Source organism: Pseudomonas sp. P1_C12 (genome assembly GCF_056406435.1).
This window is the reverse complement of the sequence record NZ_JBFUAE010000009.1, coordinates 117,314-136,593: the sequence shown is the minus strand read 5'-3', so window position 1 is coordinate 136,593 and position 19,280 is coordinate 117,314. Positions and strand designations below refer to the sequence as shown.

17 protein-coding genes are annotated in these 19,280 nt (G+C 58.8%); 14 read left to right on the top strand and 3 right to left on the bottom strand.

Features of this window, described 5'->3' with window-relative positions; genetic code table 11:
- Positions 1-13: 13 nt before the first annotated feature.
- The 3 genes from dapC to map all read right to left on the bottom strand — a co-directional run bounded on the left by dapC (position 14) and on the right by map (position 4,906).
- Entirely contained in the window at positions 14-1,213 is a 1,200-nt protein-coding gene (dapC, locus tag AC1D19_RS17400) for a succinyldiaminopimelate transaminase (protein ID WP_477763887.1), read from the bottom strand.
- A gap of 166 nt (positions 1,214-1,379) precedes the next feature.
- A complete protein-coding gene (locus AC1D19_RS17395) occupies positions 1,380-4,082 on the bottom strand; it encodes a [protein-PII] uridylyltransferase (RefSeq protein ID WP_477763886.1) in 2,703 nt (900 codons plus the stop codon).
- 41 nt (positions 4,083-4,123) lie between these two features.
- Positions 4,124-4,906, bottom strand: coding sequence for a type I methionyl aminopeptidase (map, locus tag AC1D19_RS17390; RefSeq protein ID WP_477763885.1), 783 nt, complete (start codon positions 4,904-4,906; stop codon positions 4,124-4,126).
- Positions 4,907-5,277: 371 nt separating this feature from the next.
- On the opposite strand from map, the gene rpsB reads away from it, so the two are divergent.
- The 14 genes from rpsB (at position 5,278) to lpxB (ending at position 19,272) form a co-directional block, all read left to right on the top strand.
- The gene (rpsB, locus tag AC1D19_RS17385) at positions 5,278-6,015 is read left to right on the top strand and encodes a 30S ribosomal protein S2 (protein ID WP_003222119.1); all 738 of its coding nucleotides are present in this window, start codon (positions 5,278-5,280) and stop codon (positions 6,013-6,015) included.
- Positions 6,016-6,204: 189 nt separating this feature from the next.
- On the top strand, positions 6,205-7,068 hold the full coding sequence (gene tsf, locus AC1D19_RS17380) for a translation elongation factor Ts (protein WP_477755108.1): 864 nt from the start codon (positions 6,205-6,207) through the stop codon (positions 7,066-7,068).
- Positions 7,069-7,278: 210 nt separating this feature from the next.
- A complete protein-coding gene (gene pyrH, locus AC1D19_RS17375) occupies positions 7,279-8,022 on the top strand; it encodes a UMP kinase (RefSeq protein WP_108216656.1) in 744 nt (247 codons plus the stop codon).
- The gene (gene frr / locus AC1D19_RS17370; protein WP_477755109.1) at positions 8,019-8,576 is read left to right on the top strand and encodes a ribosome recycling factor; all 558 of its coding nucleotides are present in this window, start codon (positions 8,019-8,021) and stop codon (positions 8,574-8,576) included. The genes pyrH and frr overlap by 4 nt, the downstream gene beginning before the upstream one ends.
- 13 nt (positions 8,577-8,589) lie before the next feature.
- A complete protein-coding gene (gene uppS / locus AC1D19_RS17365) occupies positions 8,590-9,345 on the top strand; it encodes a polyprenyl diphosphate synthase (RefSeq protein ID WP_477755110.1) in 756 nt (251 codons plus the stop codon).
- Positions 9,345-10,151: a phosphatidate cytidylyltransferase gene (locus tag AC1D19_RS17360; RefSeq protein WP_477759819.1), complete on the top strand. Its 807-nt coding sequence runs from the start codon at positions 9,345-9,347 to the stop codon at positions 10,149-10,151. The genes uppS and AC1D19_RS17360 overlap by 1 nt, the downstream gene beginning before the upstream one ends.
- A complete protein-coding gene (gene ispC / locus AC1D19_RS17355) occupies positions 10,148-11,338 on the top strand; it encodes a 1-deoxy-D-xylulose-5-phosphate reductoisomerase (RefSeq protein WP_477756750.1) in 1,191 nt (396 codons plus the stop codon). The genes AC1D19_RS17360 and ispC overlap by 4 nt, the downstream gene beginning before the upstream one ends.
- 53 nt (positions 11,339-11,391) lie before the next feature.
- Positions 11,392-12,744: a sigma E protease regulator RseP gene (gene rseP / locus AC1D19_RS17350; protein ID WP_477763884.1), complete on the top strand. Its 1,353-nt coding sequence runs from the start codon at positions 11,392-11,394 to the stop codon at positions 12,742-12,744.
- Positions 12,745-12,818: 74 nt separating this feature from the next.
- The gene (gene bamA, locus AC1D19_RS17345) at positions 12,819-15,209 is read left to right on the top strand and encodes an outer membrane protein assembly factor BamA (RefSeq protein WP_477763883.1); all 2,391 of its coding nucleotides are present in this window, start codon (positions 12,819-12,821) and stop codon (positions 15,207-15,209) included.
- Positions 15,210-15,254: 45 nt separating this feature from the next.
- Positions 15,255-15,758 carry an OmpH/Skp family outer membrane protein gene (locus AC1D19_RS17340; protein ID WP_046041136.1) on the top strand — a complete coding sequence of 168 codons (504 nt, stop codon included), beginning with the start codon at positions 15,255-15,257 and terminating at the stop codon, positions 15,756-15,758.
- A 3-nt stretch (positions 15,759-15,761) separates the two neighbouring features.
- A complete protein-coding gene (gene lpxD / locus AC1D19_RS17335; protein WP_108216664.1) occupies positions 15,762-16,817 on the top strand; it encodes a UDP-3-O-(3-hydroxymyristoyl)glucosamine N-acyltransferase in 1,056 nt (351 codons plus the stop codon).
- Between the two features lie 108 nt (positions 16,818-16,925).
- Positions 16,926-17,366, top strand: coding sequence for a 3-hydroxyacyl-ACP dehydratase FabZ (gene fabZ, locus AC1D19_RS17330; protein WP_007978374.1), 441 nt, complete (start codon positions 16,926-16,928; stop codon positions 17,364-17,366).
- Positions 17,363-18,139 carry an acyl-ACP--UDP-N-acetylglucosamine O-acyltransferase gene (gene lpxA, locus AC1D19_RS17325; protein WP_046041139.1) on the top strand — a complete coding sequence of 259 codons (777 nt, stop codon included), beginning with the start codon at positions 17,363-17,365 and terminating at the stop codon, positions 18,137-18,139. The genes fabZ and lpxA overlap by 4 nt, the downstream gene beginning before the upstream one ends.
- Positions 18,140-18,141: 2 nt before the next feature.
- Positions 18,142-19,272, top strand: a complete 1,131-nt coding sequence (gene lpxB / locus AC1D19_RS17320; RefSeq protein WP_477763882.1) for a lipid-A-disaccharide synthase — start codon at positions 18,142-18,144, stop codon at positions 19,270-19,272.
- Positions 19,273-19,280 lie beyond the last annotated feature (8 nt).

Here is a 19,280-nt window from a genome sequence, read left to right as displayed (position 1 = left end):
AGCGGCGGCGCGGTTATTTGCGGCGCTGGATGAACGCGCGAATCCGCTCGGCAGCTTCGACACACTCGGCAAGCGGCGCCACCAGTGCCATGCGCACACGCCCGGCACCCGGGTTGACGCCATCCACATCCCGCGACAGGTAAGAACCCGGCACCACGGTCACGTGTTCCTGCTCGAACAGGTCGCGGCAGAAGGCGGCGTCGTCACCGGCTACATTCGGCCACAGGTAGAAGCTGCCATCCGGGCGCTGTACGTCCATGACCGGGCTGAGGATTTCCAGAACCGCATCGAATTTCTCGCGATACAGTGCACGGTTGGCGCGCACATGCACCTCGTCATTCCACGCGGCAACACTGGCCAGTTGTGTTTGAACCGGCATCGCGCAGCCGTGGTAGGTGCGATAGAGCAGGAAGCCCTTGAGGATGTCGGCGTCACCGGCAACAAAGCCTGAACGCAGTCCCGGCAGGTTCGAACGCTTGGACAGGCTGTGGAATACCACGCAACGCTTGAAGTCCTTGCGACCCAGTTCTGCGCAAGCGCTGAGCAGGCCTGGCGGCGGGGTTTGTTCGTCGAAGTACAGCTCGCTGTAGCACTCATCGGCGGCAATCACGAAGTCATATTCGTCGGCCAGGGCGATCAGCTTTTTCAGGATTTGCACCGGAATCAAAGCACCGGTCGGGTTGCCTGGCGAGCACAGGAACAGGATTTGGCAGCGTTTCCAGATGTCTGGCGACACGGCGTCGAAATCCGGGTTGAAGCCGTTTTCGTCCAGGCACGGGAGGTAATGCGGCTTGGCCCCGGCGAGGAACGCCGCGCCTTCGTAGATCTGATAGAACGGGTTCGGGCTGACCACCAGCGCGTCATCGCCACGGTTGACCACGGTCTGGGTGAAGGCGAACAGCGCTTCGCGAGTGCCGTTGACCGGCAACACGTTGCGCGCGGGGTCGATCCAGCCCTTGGGGACGTCGAAGCGACGCTCGCACCATGCCGCGATGGCTTCACGCAGCTCCGGGATACCGAGTGTGGTCGGGTACACAGCCATTTTTTCCAGATTGCTGGCCAGGGCCTCGGCGACAAAGCTTGGCGAACGGTGTTTCGGCTCGCCGATGGACAGCGCGATCGGACGCTTGTCCGGGTTCGGCGTCACGCTGCCAAGCAGGGCGCGGAGTTTCTCGAACGGGTAGGGCTGGAGCTGGGACAGGGCGTTGTTCATCAATGTATCTCGTTCGGTGTGGGAACGGGCAAGCCCTGTTTCCTGTAGGAGCTGGCTTGCCAGCGATGGTCGTCAACGATAACGCGTGCTTACTGGGTAAGCGCGGCGCTCTTTAGTCCATCGCTGGCAAGCCAGCTCCTACAAAGGGCAGGCTCGCGTTGTTGGTTCAGATGCTGATGCGCGACAGTTTGATATCGGATTCCTGGTTGACGCTCAGTTGTTCGACGATCGCATCCTGCAGGCGGCTGCACAGCAGCGGGTCGGACAGCGGCTGATTGTTGGCGTCGGTGATGAAGAACACGTCTTCCACGCGCTCGCCGAGGGTGGCGATCTTGGCGTTCTGCAGCGACAGGTCGAACTCCAGGAAAATCGTGCCGATCCGCGCCAGCAGGCCCGGGCGGTCGGGCGCCGTGAGCTCCAGTACCGTCACCTGACGCTGGGCATCGTTGTGGATCGTCACCTGTGGCGCAAAGGCGAAATGCTTGAGCTGACGCGGAACCCGGCGCTGGATGATGGTCGGGTAGTCGTCCGGGTTGCGCAGGGCTTCGGTCAGGCCGTCACGGATTTGCTTGATCCGCGCCGGGTTATCGCCAATCGAGTCGCCGTCGGTGTCGAGCACGATGTAGGTGTCGAGGGTGAACTGGCTGCTGGAGGTGATGACCCGGGCGTCGTGAATGTTCAGGTTGAGCTGGTCCATCGCGGCCACGGTCACGGCAAAGAAGTCGTGCTGGTCGGGGGCGTAGATGAAGATTTGCGTGCCACCTTCAAATTCGCGCTGGGTAGTTTCCTTGATCAGTACCAATGGCCCGCCGTCGGTCGGCTGCTGGAGGATCGCGTCGCTGTGCCAGGCCACGTCGCCGGCGGTGTGGCGCAGGAAATAGTCATCACCCAACTGCGCCCACAGTTGCTCGACATCGTCCGGGTCGGTGCCGCCGCGCACCAGGATATCCAGGGCGGCGCTCTGGGTCTGGCGGATCTGTTCTTCGCGGTCCACCGGGTTCTCCAGGCCACGACGCAGGGCGCGCTTGGTCTCGGTATAGAGCTGGCGCAGCAGGCTGGCGCGCCATGAGTTCCACAGGGTCGGGTTGGTGGCGTTGATGTCGGCGACGGTCAGCACATACAGATAGTTGAGGCGGGTTTCGTCGCCGACGATCTGTGCGAAATCGTGGATCACTTGCGGGTCGGACAAGTCCTTGCGCTGGGCGGTGGTCGACATCACCAGGTGGTTTTGCACCAGCCACACGATCAGGCGGCTGTCCCACGTGGGCAGATGGTGGCGCTGGCAAAAGGCCTCGGCATCCACGGCGCCGATGTCCGAGTGATCGCCCTGCCGGCCTTTGCCGATGTCGTGGTACAGGCCGGCCATGTAGATCAGCTCGGGTTTGGGCAGCTTGCCCATGAGCTTGCTGGCCAGCGGGAATTTTTCCGACACCTGGGTGTACTGCAACTTACGCAGGTGTTTGACCAGGTTCAGGGTGTGCGCGTCGACCGTATAGATGTGGAACAGGTCATGTTGCATCTGCCCGACGATAAAGCCGAATTCGGGCAGATAGCGCCCCAGGATGCCGTAACGGTTCATCCGCCGCAGGTTGCGGTGGATGCCGATCTTGCACTTGAACAGCTCGATAAACAGGCTGGTGTTGCGAATATCGTTGCGGAAGTCGTCGTCGATCAGGTGACGGTTTTCCCGCAGCAGACGAATGGTATCGGCGCGCACGCCCTTGATTTCCGGCTGCTGGGCCATCAGCACGAAGATTTCGAGCATGGCGAATGGCGTGCGGCGCAAGACGTTGTTGTTGCGTGCCTCGATATAACCGTCATGCAACTGGAAGCGCGAGTTGATCGGCTGCGGTGGGGCTTCGTCTTCCGGTGCGAGGATGACTTCCTCGAAGTGCTGGATGATCAGGTCGCTGAGCTGGGCGATGCTCATCACCACCCGGTAATACTGCTGCATGAAATTTTCGATGGCTTGCTTGGCGTCGTCGCCTTTGAAACCCAGCAGTCCGGCAATGGTGCGCTGGTGATCGAACAGCAGGCGGTCTTCGGAGCGGCCGGCGAGCATGTGCAGGGCATAGCGAACCTTCCACAGGAACTCCTGGGAAGAGGCGAGCAGGGCGTTTTCACTCTCGACCAGGAATCCTTCGCCCGCCAGTGCCCGCAGGTTCAGGGTACCGTACTCGCGACGGGCCACCCACAGGATCGTCTGGATATCCCGCAGGCCGCCGGGCGAGCCTTTGACGTTGGGTTCCAGGTTGTATTCGGTGTCGTTGTACTTGTGGTGGCGGGCCTTTTGTTCGGCACGCTTGGCCAGGAAGAAGTCCTTGCTCGGCCACATGTGCCCGGTGCTGGTGACGTCCAGCATACGCTGGCGCAGATGCTCGGGGCCGGCGATGGTGCGGCTTTCCATCAGGTTGGTGACGACCGTCAGGTCGGCACGGGCCTCGACGGCGCACTCCTCGACCGAGCGAACGCTCTGGCCGACCTCCAGGCCGATGTCCCACAGCAGCGTCAGAAAACGCTCGATGGAATCGCGGAAAACTTCATGGTCGGCGCTGTCCAGCAGGATCAGCAAATCGATATCGGAATAAGGGTGCAATTCACCACGGCCGTAGCCGCCGACCGCAACCAGCGCGATGTCGGCTTCCTCGCTCCAGCTGAACTGATCCCAGGCTTTTTGCAGGATGTTGTCGACGAACCAGGCGCGATCCTCGATCAGTCGGCGAATGTCGCGGCCGCTACGAAAGCGCGCGTCAAGCACCTCGCGGGCCTGGCGGATCGCCTTCTTGAAGGCCGCGATCGGGCTTGCCTTCAGGGCCAGTTCAGCCTGGAACTGGCCACGGTCGAAGAGTTCGGGATCCACCTGCGGCATCGATTGGCTTTCCTTTCTATAGGCGATGTACGGTAACGGGATCAGGCCGAAACGCGAGGGATGGTGTCATCGCTGCGCAGGGTGAAGATCTCGTAACCGGTTTCGGTCACCAGCAGGGTGTGTTCCCACTGTGCCGAGAGCTTGCGATCCTTGGTAATCGCGGTCCAGCCGTCGCCCAGTACCTTGGTGTCGGCACGGCCCTGGTTGATCATCGGCTCGATGGTGAAGGTCATGCCGGCCTTGAGTTCCATGCCCGTGCCAGCGCGGCCGTAGTGCAGGATTTGTGGCTCTTCGTGGAACACCTTGCCGATTCCGTGGCCGCAGAATTCGCGAACCACCGAGAATCCGTTCTTTTCAGCGTGCTTCTGGATGATTTCGCCGATGTCGCCCAGGCGGCAGCCGGGTTTGACGATTTCAATCGCCTTGTACATGCATTCCTGGGTGACCTGGGACAGGCGCTCGGCCCAGACCGGCACGGTGCCGATGTGGAACATGCGGCTGGTGTCGCCGTGGTAACCGTCCTTGATGACGGTGACGTCGATGTTCAGGGTGTCGCCATCTTTCAGCGGCTTGTCGTTCGGGATGCCGTGGCAGACAACGTGGTTGATCGACGTGCAGATCGACTTCGGATAGCCCTTGTAGTTGAGCGGGGCAGGGATGGCTTTCTGCTCATTGACGATGTAGTCGTGGCAGATCTGGTTCAACTGATCGGTGGTAACGCCCGGCTTGACATGTTCGGCAATCATTTCCAGCACATCGGCGGCCAGTTTGCCGGCGATACGCATTTTGGCGATATCCTCGGGGGTTTTGAGGGTGACGGTCATACAGGCTCTCTCTGCGCCAGGCGGCGCTTTCTAAACGGAAAGGGCGTTGCGCGATTGATCTTCGCAGCCCTGAAAAATGCGATTCTACCAGACGATCAGCGCAAATCTGCGCCTGTGTGCATCGCTTCTCTCTATAGAATGGTGCATTCTTGGCGGATTCCAAGGGATGGAGCAAAGCGTCCGCCAGGATTTCAGAATCCGGGTTCCGTTTTGCCCTGCCTTGTGATATAAAATGCGCCGCTTTCCGGGGATGTCCCGAAAAGCCTAAATCCACACACGTGTCGACACGATGACCTGGGTGCCTTCAGCTGATGCTGCTGGTTGGTCATTGGGATACGTGGAGGCCAAACCCGACTTATTAAGGAACTATCATGTCCCAAGTCAACATGCGCGATATGCTGAAGGCCGGTGTGCACTTCGGTCACCAGACCCGTTACTGGAACCCGAAAATGGGCAAGTACATTTTCGGCGCGCGTAACAAGATCCACATCATCAACCTTGAAAAAACCCTGCCAATGTTCAACGAAGCTCTGACTTTCGTAGAGCGTCTGGCCCAGGGCAAAAACAAGATTCTGTTCGTCGGCACCAAGCGTTCCGCTGGCAAGATCGTTGCTGAAGAAGCGGCACGTTGCGGTTCGCCGTACGTCGATCACCGCTGGTTGGGCGGCATGCTGACCAACTTCAAAACCATCCGTGCTTCCATCAAGCGTCTGCGTGACCTTGAAGTTCAAGCCGAAGACGGTACTTTCGCCAAGCTGACCAAGAAAGAAGCGCTGATGCGCTCCCGTGACCTGGAAAAGCTGGATCGTTCCCTGGGTGGTATCAAGGACATGGGCGGTCTGCCAGACGCTCTGTTCGTTATCGACGTTGATCACGAGCGCATCGCGATCACCGAAGCCAACAAACTGGGCATCCCGGTTATCGGCGTAGTCGATACCAACAGCAGCCCGGAAGGCGTTGACTACATCATCCCAGGCAACGATGACGCAATCCGCGCTATCCAGCTGTACATGGGTTCGATGGCTGACGCTGTCATCCGCGGTCGCAACAATGTTGCCGGCGGCACCGTTGAGTTCGCAGCTGAAGAAACTCAGGCTGCAGCTGAGTAATTGACGCCTTGGCGTTGACTCAGTAAGCAAAAAGGGGGCTTGGCCCCCTTTTTGCCACCTCGAAAACCATTTGTCGGCGCCCACTGCTCTATCTGTAACGTGCGGCAGCTAACAAGGGTGGTTCGGGAAGAATTGATCGCCCGTTCGATCGGGTGGAATGGTTGAAAACCTATCCAAGAGGATTTTGAAATGGCAGAGATTACTGCAGCGTTGGTCAAAGAACTGCGCGAGCGTACCGGCGAAGGCATGATGGATTGCAAAAAGGCCTTGACCAAGGCTGGCGGCGACATCGAGAAAGCCATTGATGACATGCGTGCTTCGGGCGCCATCAAGGCTGCCAAGAAAGCCGGCAACGTTGCCGCTGAAGGCGCTATCGCCATCAAGGCTGACGACAAGGTAGCCGTGCTGCTGGAAGTGAACTCGCAGACCGACTTCCTGGCCCTGCAAGACGACTTCAAGAACTTCGTTGCTGCCAGCGTAGAAAAAGCCTTCGACGAAAAACTGACCGACGCAGCTCCGCTGATTGCCGCTCAGGAATCGGCTCGTGAAGCCCTGGTGGCCAAAGTTGGCGAAAACGTCAACATTCGTCGCCTGGTACGCGTAGAGGGTGACGTAGTCGGCACCTACCTGCACGGTAACAAGATCGGTGTTGCTGTTGTTCTCAAGGGCGGCGATGTTCAGCTGGCCAAAGAGATCGCCATGCACGTGGCGGCAAGCAACCCTGAGTTCCTGCTGCCATCGCAGGTTTCGCCAGAGGCCATCGAGCGCGAGAAGGGCGTTTTCCTGACCCTGAACGAAGACAAGATGAAAGGCAAGCCAGCTGAAATCGTCGAGAAGATGATTGCTGGTCGTATCACCAAGTTCCTGGCTGAAGCCAGCCTGGTCGAGCAAGCTTTCGTCATGAACCCGGAAGTCACCGTGGGTGCCCTGGCCAAGAAAGCCGGCGCTGAAATCGTTTCCTTCACTTACTTCAAGGTAGGCGAAGGCATCGAGAAGCCAGTGGACAACTTCGCAGAAGAAGTTGCTGCCCAGCTGGCTGCCGCCAAGCAATAAGACGGTTTTTTAACTGTCGCCCAGAAGAGGCTGCCCGCTTACGCGCGCAGCCTCTTTTCAGATGGGGCACCAATTTTTATTTGGTTTCCTTTTGGAACTGGCTTACAAAGCCATGTTCCGATGGCGCTGAAGCAGCGCCAAGCTAGATTGAGCGCCAGCTGTAAACAGCTCGCAAAGAATTTTTAAAATACGCCGCAGGAGAGATTCGCAATGGCTCAGCAGGGCAGTGGTTATCAGGCTCGCTATAAACGCATTCTACTCAAGCTTAGCGGCGAGGCCCTGATGGGCTCGGAAGAGTTCGGGATCGACCCGAAAGTTCTGGATCGCATGGCATTGGAAGTTGGCCAACTGGTCGGCATCGGTGTTCAGGTCGGTCTGGTCATCGGTGGTGGCAACCTGTTCCGCGGCGCGGCGCTCAGCGCGGCGGGCATGGATCGGGTTACCGGCGACCACATGGGCATGCTGGCCACTGTGATGAACGCCCTGGCAATGCGCGACGCGCTGGAACGTGCCAATATCTCGGCCATCGTGATGTCGGCCATTTCCATGGTAGGCGTGACCGATCACTACGATCGCCGCAAGGCCATGCGCCACTTGAACTCCAAGGACGTGGTGATTTTCGCGGCCGGTACGGGTAACCCGTTCTTTACGACGGATTCGGCTGCCTGCCTGCGTGCAATCGAAATCGATGCCGATGTCGTGCTCAAGGCGACCAAGGTCGATGGCGTCTACACCGCTGACCCGTTCAAAGACCCGCATGCCGAGAAGTTCGATCATCTGACCTACGATGAAGTGCTGGATCGCAAGCTGGGTGTGATGGATCTGACGGCCATTTGCCTGTGCCGCGACCACAAGATGCCGCTACGCGTATTTAACATGAACAAGCCCGGCGCCCTGCTGAACATCGTGCATGGCGGCGCTGAAGGAACCCTGATCGAGGAAGGCGAACAATGATCAACGAAATCAAGAAAGACGCTAAAGAGCGCATGCAGAAGTCCGTGGAATCGCTGGCGCACAACTTCGGTCGTATTCGTACCGGCCAGGCGCACCCGAGCATCCTGGAAGGCGTGATGGTGCCGTACTACGGCGCCGACACTCCGATCAAGCAAGTGGCCAACATCTCCGTCAAGGACGCCCGTACCCTGCAAGTCGTCGCCTTCGAGCGCAACATGCTGGGTGCTGTCGACAAGGCGATCGGCAGTGCTGGTCTGAACCTGAACCCGACCAACCTTGGCGAGTTGCTGCTGATCAGCATGCCGGCGCTGACTGAAGAAACCCGTCGTGGCTTCACCAAGCAGGCTCGCGACGTTGCTGAGGATGCCCGTGTAGCGGTGCGTAACATCCGTCGTGATGCCAACAGTTCGCTGAAAGATCTGGTCAAGGAAAAAGAAATCAGCGAAGACGAAGAGCGTCGCGCCACTGGCGAGATTGACGATCTGACCAAGAAGTTCGTGGCCGAAATCGACGCGAAGCTGGCAGAGAAAGAAAAAGACCTGATGGCCGTATAAGGGTCGCGTTTTCATGGAAAAGACCAAGCAGACTGCACCGTCCGCGGTGCCGCGCCATGTCGCGATTATCATGGATGGTAACAATCGCTGGGCGAAAAAGCGCTTTATGCCGGGTGTCGCCGGGCATAAAGCGGGTGTGGATGCGGTGCGTGCGGTCATTGAGGTTTGTGCCGAGGCCAAGGTCGAAGTGTTGACCCTGTTCGCCTTTTCCAGCGAGAACTGGCAGCGTCCGGCCGATGAGGTCAGCGCCTTGATGGATCTGTTCTTCAGGGCGCTGCGTCGTGAGGCCAAGCGCCTCAACGACAACAACATCAGCCTGCGCATCATTGGTGACCGCTCGCGTTTTCATCCGGAGCTGCAGGCTGCCATGCGTGAAGCCGAGGCCATGACGGTTGGCGCCAATCGTTTTATCCTGCAGATCGCCGCCAATTACGGCGGTCAGTGGGATATTGCGCAAGCTGCGCAACGACTGGCACGAGAAGTTCAGGCCGGGCACTTGCGTCCGGAAGACATCACACCTGGTCTGCTGCAGACCTGCCTGGTCACGGGCGACCTGCCGTTGCCGGACCTGTGTATCCGTACCGGTGGCGAGCGCCGCATCAGCAACTTCCTGCTCTGGCAACTGGCCTATGCCGAGTTGTATTTTTCCGACCTGTTCTGGCCGGACTTCAAACACGATGCCATGCGCAATGCGCTGGCCGATTTCGCTTCCCGCCAGCGCCGCTTCGGTAAAACGAGCGAGCAGGTCGAGGCTGGAGCCCGGGTTTAATGCTTAAACAACGAATCATCACCGCGCTGATCCTGCTGCCGATTGCCCTGTGCGGGTTTTTCCTGCTTGAAGGTTTCGGTTTTGCACTGTTCATCGGGCTGGTCGTGACCCTGGGTGCCTGGGAGTGGGCGCGCCTGGCGGGTTTCGCCGCTCAGGCGTTCCGCGTCGGCTATGCCGCCTTGGTCGCTTTTGCACTGTTCCTCATGTACATCCTGCCCGGCCTCGCGCCTTGGGTATTGGGTGCTTCGGTGTTGTGGTGGGCGGTGGCGACGTATCTGGTGCTGACCTATCCGCATTCGAGCGAGCATTGGTCCAATGCGGCGACCAGGTTGGTGATCGGCCTGTTGATTCTCCTGCCGGCCTGGCAAGGTCTGGTGCAGATCAAGCAATACCCGCTGGGTAACTGGCTGATCATGGCGGTGATGGTGTTGGTCTGGGGGGCCGATGTTGGCGCCTACTTCTCTGGTCGTGCTTTCGGCAAGCGCAAGCTCGCACCGCAGGTCAGTCCGGGCAAGAGCTGGGAAGGCGTTTACGGTGGTCTGGCGCTGAGTCTGGTGATTACCGCAATGGTTGCCCTGGTGCGCGACTGGACGGTGGCCGAGCTGCTCAAAGGGCTGATCGGTGCCGCGCTGATCGTGTTCATTTCGGTGGTGGGCGACCTCACTGAGAGCATGTTCAAGCGCCAGTCCGGGATCAAGGACAGCAGCAATCTGCTTCCGGGGCACGGCGGCGTGCTGGATCGTATCGACAGCCTGACAGCAGCGATTCCGGTATTTGCCGTGCTGCTGTGGATGGCGGCCCCATGAGCCGCTCGCAACAGATTACCGTTCTGGGTGCGACCGGCTCGATTGGCCTGAGTACGCTCGACGTCATCGCTCGCCATCCTGACCGTTATCAGGTCTTTGCCTTGAGTGGCTTCAGCCGCTTGAGTGAATTGCTGGCGCTGTGCGTGCGCCATGTGCCGCGATTTGCTGTCGTGCCTGAGGTCGCTGCTGCCCGCACCTTGCAGGATGATTTGCGCGCAGCAGGTCTTTCGACCCGTGTTCTGGTGGGTGAGGAAGGTTTGTGTCAGGTCGCTTCCGATCCGGAAGTCGATACGGTCATGGCGGCCATCGTCGGTGCAGCGGGATTGCGCCCGACACTGGCGGCGGTCGAGGCTGGCAAAAAGATCCTCCTGGCCAATAAAGAAGCACTGGTCATGTCCGGCGCGCTGTTTATGCAGGCGGTGCGCAAGAGCGGTTCGGTGTTGCTGCCGATCGATAGCGAGCACAACGCGATTTTTCAGTGCATGCCGCTCGATTATGCTCGTGGCCTCGAGGCGGTCGGTGTACGTCGGATTCTGCTGACAGCTTCCGGCGGTCCGTTCCGGCAGACGCCAATAGCTGAACTGGCGCATGTTTCTCCCGATCAGGCGTGTGCGCACCCGAACTGGTCCATGGGGCGAAAAATCTCCGTTGACTCGGCCAGCATGATGAACAAGGGGCTTGAGTTGATCGAGGCCTGCTGGCTGTTCGATGCCAGGCCATCCCAGGTCGAGGTGGTGGTTCACCCGCAAAGTGTGATCCATTCGCTGGTCGACTACGTCGATGGTTCTGTTCTGGCGCAGTTGGGTAATCCGGACATGCGCACGCCCATCGCCAATGCCCTGGCCTGGCCGGAGCGGATTGACTCGGGTGTGGCTCCGCTGGATCTGTTTGCCATTGCGCGGCTGGATTTTCAGGCACCGGATGAAGAGCGTTTCCCTTGCCTGCGTTTGGCCCGTCAGGCAGCCGAGGCGGGGAACAGCGCGCCGGCGATGCTCAATGCGGCGAACGAAGTGGCGGTGGCGGCATTTCTCGACGAACGGGTTCGTTACCCGGAAATCGCGAGTATCATCGAAGAAGTATTGAATCTTGAGCCCGTAGTAGCAGTGGGTGATCTCGAGGCAGTGTTCACGGCAGACGCGAAAGCGCGATTGCTGGCCGGACAATGGTTGAGTCGTCACGGGCGGTAAATGCTGCGGATAGTTGGCCCAGGCAGCAGCGGATCGGATTGCGGAGAAAGTAGATGAGCGCGCTCTATATGATTGTCGGCACCCTGGTCGCTCTGGGTGTGCTGGTTACCTTCCACGAGTTCGGCCATTTTTGGGTCGCGCGTCGTTGTGGGGTCAAAGTGCTGCGTTTCTCCGTAGGCTTCGGCATGCCTTTGCTGCGCTGGCACGACAAGCAAGGCACCGAATTCGTCGTCGCCGCGATCCCGTTGGGCGGCTACGTCAAAATGCTCGACGAGCGCGAGGGTGAGGTCCCCCTCGATCAGCTCGGCCAGACCTTCAATCGCAAATCCGTTCGTCAGCGCATTGCCATTGTAGCTGCAGGGCCGATAGCCAATTTCCTGCTGGCATTGGTGTTCTTCTGGGGTTTGGCAATGCTCGGCAGCGAGCAGGTGCGTCCAGTCATCGGGGCTGTCGAGTCCGGCAGTATTGCGGCCAAGGCCGGTTTGAGCCCCGGCCAGGAAATCGTGGCCATTGATGGTGAGGCGACTTCCGGCTGGGCGGAGGTGAATCTGCAATTGGTTCGTCGCCTGGGTGAAAGCGGCTCGTTGCAGATAATGGTTCGCGAACAGGGGTCCACGGCTGATTCTCCTCGTGAACTTGCGCTGAACAAATGGCTCAAAGGGGCTGACGAGCCCGACCCTATCCACTCGTTGGGGATTCGCCCGTGGCGCCCGGCATTGCCGCCTGTCCTGGCTGAACTCGATCCAAAGGGGCCAGCTCAGGCTGCCGGCCTGAAGACGGGTGACCGGTTGCTGGCGCTTGATGGTCGTACGCTGGATGACTGGCAGCAGGTCGTCGATACCGTCCGTATGCATCCTGATACCAAAATCATGCTGCGGGTTGAGCGCGACGGTGCTCAAATCGACGTCCCGGTGACGCTGGCCGCTCGCGGCGAGCGCAAATCACCCAGCGGATACCTGGGGGCGGGGGTGAAGGCTGTCGATTGGCCGCCGGAGATGATCCGCGAGGTCAGTTACGGGCCGTTGGCAGCGATTGGCGAGGGGGCTCGACGCACCTGGACCATGAGCGTGCTGACCCTTGATTCTCTGAAGAAAATGTTGTTCGGCGAGCTCTCGGTAAAAAACTTGAGTGGACCGATAACCATTGCTAAAGTGGCGGGCGCTTCGGCCCAGTCGGGTGTTGCTGATTTCCTGAATTTCCTTGCTTATCTGAGTATTAGCCTGGGCGTTCTGAATTTGTTGCCCATTCCGGTACTGGATGGGGGGCATTTGTTGTTTTATCTGATCGAGTGGGCGCGTGGTCGTCCCTTGTCGGATCGGGTGCAAGGTTGGGGGGTACAGATCGGTATCAGTTTGGTGATCGGGGTGATGTTGCTTGCTCTGGTCAATGATCTGGGTCGATTGTAACGCTTCGCTGAATTGCGAATCTGCCGCATTTTGCGGCAGTTTGTTTATTGCCAGTTGGAATAAGAAAGGACTTCATGAAACGTCTGCTGCTAACTGCGGTTCTCACCGTATTGATGATCGCCGAAGTTCACGCCGAGTCCTTCACTATCTCTGATATTCGCGTCAATGGCCTCCAGCGGGTCTCCGCGGGTAGCGTCTTTGGTGCTTTGCCGTTGAACGTCGGTGAACAGGCGGATGATCGTCGCCTGGTGGAATCCACTCGTGCGTTGTTCAAAACCGGTTTCTTTCAAGATATCCAGCTGGGCCGCGATGGCAACGTCCTGGTCATCACGGTAGTCGAGCGCCCGTCTGTTGCAAGTATCGAGATCGAAGGTAACAAGGCGATCTCTACCGAAGACCTGATGAAAGGCCTCAAGCAATCCGGTCTGGCCGAAGGCGAGATATTCCAGCGTGCCACCCTTGAAGGTGTTCGTAACGAACTGCAGCGCCAGTACGTCGCCCAGGGTCGCTACTCGGCTACCGTCGACACCGAAGTGGTGCCGCAACCGCGTAACCGCGTTGGCCTGAAGGTCAACATCAACGAAGGTACGGTTGCCGCTATCCAGCACATCAACGTGGTGGGCAACACGGTTTTCCCCGATGAAGACCTGATCGACCTGTTCGAACTCAAGACCACCAACTGGTTGTCGTTCTTCAAGAACGACGACAAGTACGCCCGTGAAAAGCTGTCCGGTGACCTGGAGCGTCTGCGTTCCTACTACCTGGACCGTGGCTATATCAACATGGATATCGCTTCGACCCAGGTATCCATTACTCCGGACAAGAAACACGTCTACATCACCGTCAACGTCAACGAAGGCGAGAAATACACCGTTCGTGACGTCAAACTCAGTGGCGACCTGAAAGTCCCTGAAGACCAGGTCAAGTCCCTGCTGCTGGTGCAAAAAGGCCAGGTGTTCTCGCGCAAGCTGATGACCACCACCTCCGAACTGATCACCCGCCGTCTGGGTAACGAGGGCTATACCTTTGCCAACGTCAATGGCGTGCCTCAACCGCACGATGAAGATCACACCGTAGACATCCTGTTCGCGGTCGATCCGGGCAAGCGTGCTTACGTGAACCGCATCAACTTCCGTGGCAACACCAAGTCCGAAGACGAAGTGCTGCGTCGTGAAATGCGCCAGATGGAAGGCGGCTGGGCTTCGACCTACCTGATCGACCAATCCAAGACCCGTCTGGAACGTCTGGGTTTCTTCAAGGAAGTCAACGTTGAAACCCCGGCCGTGCCGGGTGTCGATGACCAGGTGGACGTCAACTACAGCGTTGAAGAGCAAGCCTCCGGTTCGATTACCGCCAGCGTCGGTTTCGCCCAGAGTGCCGGTCTGATCCTCGGTGGCTCGATCACCCAGAACAACTTCCTGGGTACCGGTAACAAGGTCAGCGTCGGCTTGACCAAAAGCCAGTACCAGACGCGTTACAACTTTGGTTTTGTCGACCCCTACTGGACGGCTGATGGCGTGAGCCTGGGTTACAACGCCTTCTACCGCACCACCGACTACAACGACCTCGACGTCGATGTAGCGAGCTATGCCGTGGATAGCCTGGGTGCAGGGGTGAGCGTCGGCTACCCGATCAGCGAGACTTCGCGTCTGACCTTCGGCCTGACTGGGCAACAGGACAAGATCAAGACCGGTCAATACACCGTCGACGAGATTTTCGACTTCGTTAACCGTGAAGGCGATCAGTACCTGAACTTCAAGGCTTCGGCCGGCTGGTCCGAGTCCACCTTGAACAAAGGCGTATTGGCGACCCGTGGTCATTCTCAAAGCTTGACGGCGGAAGTCACCGTACCGGGTAGCGACCTGTCGTTCTTCAAACTCGATTACCGTGGCCAGTTGTTCCAGCCATTGTCTGACAACTACACCATGCGCTTGCACACCGAATTGGGTTATGGCGACGGTTACGGTTCGACCGATGGCTTGCCATTCTATGAAAACTACTATGCTGGTGGTTTCAACTCGGTTCGTGGCTTCAAGGACAGTACATTGGGGCCGCGTAGTACTCCGAGCCGCGGCGCACTCAGCACTGGCAACCCGGGTACTCTTGCTGACCCGGACCAGGATCCACTGCCGTTCGGTGGTAACGTCCTGATTCAAGGTGGTGCTGAGATTCTGTTCCCGCTGCCATTCGTCAAGGATCAACGATCCCTGCGTACCTCGGTATTCTGGGATGTGGGTAACGTGTTCGACTCCAAGTGCGAGCAGACGACCAATACCAACCCTGCGTCGAAGTCCAACACGCAGTGCAACGATGTCAGTCTGAGCAACCTGGCCAGTTCCGTCGGTGTAGGTGTGACGTGGGTCACCGCACTGGGTCCTCTGAGTTTCGCGTTGGCCATGCCAGTCAAGAAACCGGATAACGCTGAGACTCAAGTGTTCCAATTCTCTCTTGGCCAGACGTTCTAAGCGTCTGTCCCAAAATAACGACAATGGATTTTGTAGGAGTGCATCGTGCGTAAGTTGACTCAATTGGTTCTCCTGGCGACCGTACTGGTAGCAGGTCCGGCGTTCGCCGACATGAAAATTGCTGTTCTGAACTATCAGATGGCTTTGCTGGAGTCTGACGCGGCCAAGAAATACGCCGTGGATGCCGAGAAGAAGTTCGGTCCTCAGCTGACCAAGCTCAAGGCGCTGGAAACCAGCGCCAAGGGCATTCAGGACCGCCTGATGGCCGGTGGCGACAAAATGCAGCAGGGCGAACGGGAGCGTCTGGAGCTTGAATTCAAGCAAAAGGCCCGTGACTTCCAGTTCCAGTCCAAGGAGCTGAACGAAGCTAAAGCCGTTGCCGACCGTGAAATGCTGAAACAGCTCAAGCCGAAACTGGACAGCGCTGTGGAAGAAGTCATCAAGAAAGGTGCTTTTGACCTGGTCTTCGAGCGTGGCGCAGTGATTGATGTCAAGCCGCAGTACGACATCACTCGCCAGGTTATCGAGCGCATGAATCAGCTGAAGTAACCTATGACCGTGACCATTAAGCTCGGCCAGCTGGCCGAGTTCCTCGGCGCCACGCTACGTGGCGACCCCGAGAAAGCAATTACTGGGCTAGCCACCTTGCAGGAGGCTGGCCCAGCTCAGTTGAGCTTTCTTGCAAACCCCCAATACCGTAAGTACCTGGCAGGCAGTCAGGCTGCAGCCCTGTTGCTCAAAGCCGCTGACGCCGAAGGTCATTGCGGGGATGTGCTGGTGGTGCCGGATCCGTACGCAGCCTACGCGCGTGTTTCTCACCTGTTCGATCCCAAGCCCAAGGCCGCTGCCGGCATACATCCCACGGCAGTGATCGCTGCGGATGCGGTAGTCGATCCTGCGGCGAGTATCGGTGCTTTTGTGGTGATCGAAAGCGGTGCGCAGGTTGCAGCCGGTACGACTGTCGGCGCGCATTGCTTCATCGGTGCTCGCAGCGTGGTGGGTGAGGGTGGCTGGCTCGCGCCGCGTGTGACCCTGTATCACGACGTTCGCGTCGGCAAACGGGTCGTCATTCAGTCCGGAGCGGTGCTCGGAGGCGAAGGCTTTGGTTTTGCCAATGAAAAAGGTATCTGGCAGAAAATCGCCCAGATCGGTGGCGTGTTGATCGGCGATGACGTTGAAATCGGCGTGAATACAGCTATAGATCGCGGTGCGCTGGCCGATACCATCATCGGCAACGGTGTGAAGCTCGACAACCAGATTCAGATTGCCCACAACGTTCAGGTCGGTGATCACACCGCCATGGCGGCGTGCGTCGGGATCTCCGGCAGCACCAGGATCGGCAAGCACTGCATGCTCGCCGGTGGCGTAGGGCTGGTGGGGCACATCGACATTTGTGACAACGTTTTCATTACCGGGATGACCATGGTAACCCACTCGATTACCGAGCCAGGTGCCTATTCTTCCGGTACGGCCATGCAGCCGGCAGCCGAGTGGCGCAAAAGCGCGGCACGCATTCGTCAGCTCGATGACATCGCGCGACGTCTGCGCCAGCTGGAAAAGCAAGTAGGGGAAGTGACCCCTGACGGTAATGCTTCATCAGATGGCTGATACCATTTCCATATCAAGTGTGCACAGCCGCTAGACTGCCTCCTTGATTTGCTAGAGGGGTGCGCGTCAGTCGCGCGCTCCCAATCTTTACATAGGCTTCCCCCCGAAATGATGGACATCAACGAGATTCGCGAATACCTGCCTCACCGTTACCCGTTCCTGCTGGTGGACCGGGTAGTGGAGCTGGATGTTGAAGGCAAGCGCATTCGTGCCTACAAGAATGTCAGCATCAACGAACCATTCTTCAACGGTCACTTCCCTGCGCATCCAATCATGCCGGGCGTATTGATCATCGAAGCAATGGCTCAGGCTGCCGGGATCCTTGGTTTCAAAATGCTCGACGTGAAACCGGCCGACGGCACGCTCTATTACTTCGTCGGTTCGGACAAGCTGCGCTTCCGCCAGCCGGTTCTGCCAGGCGATCAGCTGATCCTTGAAGCCAAGTTCATCAGCTGCAAGCGTCAGATCTGGAAGTTCGAATGCCAGGCTTCGGTCGATGGCAAGCCTGTCTGCTCCGCTGAAATCATCTGCGCGGAACGCAAGCTATGAGTTTGATTGACCCTCGTGCAATCATCGATCCGACGGCCGTTCTGGCTGACGGCGTCGAGGTCGGCCCGTGGTCGATCGTCGGCGCAGGTGTGGAAATCGGCGAGGGGACAGTCATCGGGCCACACGTGATTCTCAAGGGTCCGACGCGAATCGGTAAGCACAATCGCATCTACCAGTTTTCCTCGGTGGGCGAAGACACACCTGACCTGAAGTACAAGGGCGAGGAAACCCGCCTGGTGATCGGTGATCACAACGTCATCCGTGAAGGCGTGACGATTCACCGCGGCACCATCCAGGACCGTTCGGAAACGACCCTGGGCGATCACAACCTGATCATGGCGTATGCCCACATCGGCCACGACAGCGTTATCGGCAACCACTGCATCCTGGTCAACAACACTGCACTGGCGGGCCATGTGCATGTGGAAGACTGGGCAATCCTTTCCGGTTTTACCCTGGTTCACCAGTATTGCCACATTGGCGCCCACAGCTTCTCAGGCATGGGGACGGCGATCGGCAAGGATGTTCCTGCCTATGTCACTGTGTTCGGTAACCCTGCCGAAGCCCGTAGTATGAACTTTGAGGGCATGCGCCGTCGCGGTTTCAGCGAAGATGCGATCCACGCGCTGCGTCGTGCCTACAAGGTGGTGTACCGCCAGGGTCTGACCGTGGAACAGGCGCTCGTCGAACTGGCCGAGCCTTCTGCGCAGTTCCCGGAAGTAGCGGTGTTCCGCGACTCCATCCAGTCTTCGACCCGCGGCATTACCCGCTAATCATGGCCAATCTGCGTATTGCGCTGGTAGCGGGTGAGGCTTCCGGTGACATTCTGGGTGCGGGTCTCATGCGCGCGCTCAAGGCTCGTCACCCGGCTGTCGAGTTCATCGGTGTGGGTGGTCCGCTGATGCAGGCCGAAGGCCTGACCCCGTACTTCCCGATGGAACGTCTGTCCGTCATGGGCCTGGTGGAAGTGCTGGGCCGGTTACGCGAGTTGCTGGCACGGCGCAAGAAGCTGGTCGCCGACCTGATCGACGCGAAACCCGATGTGTTCATCGGTATCGACGCGCCAGACTTCAACCTCAATATCGAACTCAAGCTGCGTCAAGCCGGGATCAAGACCGTGCATTACGTCAGCCCGTCGGTCTGGGCCTGGCGGCAGAAACGGGTGCTGAAGATTCGCGAAGGTTGCGACCTGATGCTCACGCTATTCCCGTTCGAAGCTAAATTCTACGAAGAGAAGGACGTACCGGTGCGGTTCGTCGGTCATACCCTGGCCGACGCCATTCCACTCGAAGCCGATCGCACCGCAGCGCGGGCCGAACTTGGTTTGCCTGACGGGCCGCTGGTGGCGTTGATGCCCGGCAGCCGCGGTGGTGAAGTTGGCCGACTCGGCGCGTTGTTCCTTGATACCGCCCAGCGCTTGCGTGCGCTGCGCCCGGGCGTGCGGTTTGTCATGCCTTGCGCCAGTCCGCAGCGCCGGGCTCAGTTGGAGGAGTTGCTGGCCGGTCGTGATCTGCCGCTGACCTTGCTCGATGGCGACTCCCATCTGGCCCTGGCAGCCTGCGACGCCGTGCTGATTGCCTCCGGAACCGCAACGCTTGAAGCATTGCTGTACAAGCGGCCGATGGTGGTTGCCTACCGTCTGGCGCCGCTGACGTTCTGGATTCTCAAGCGCATGGTGAAAAGCCCCTACATTTCATTGCCGAACTTGTTGGCCCAGCGTCTGTTGGTACCCGAGTTGTTGCAGGACGATGCCACGGTCGAAGCGCTGGCCCAGACCTTGTCACCGCTGATCGAAGGCGGTGAAGAGCAGACCCGTGGCTTTGATGAGATTCACCGGACCCTGCGTCTGGATGCCTCCAACCAGGCTGCGGACGCAGTTCTGAACCTGATCGGCCAAGTTAAATGAGTAAAACA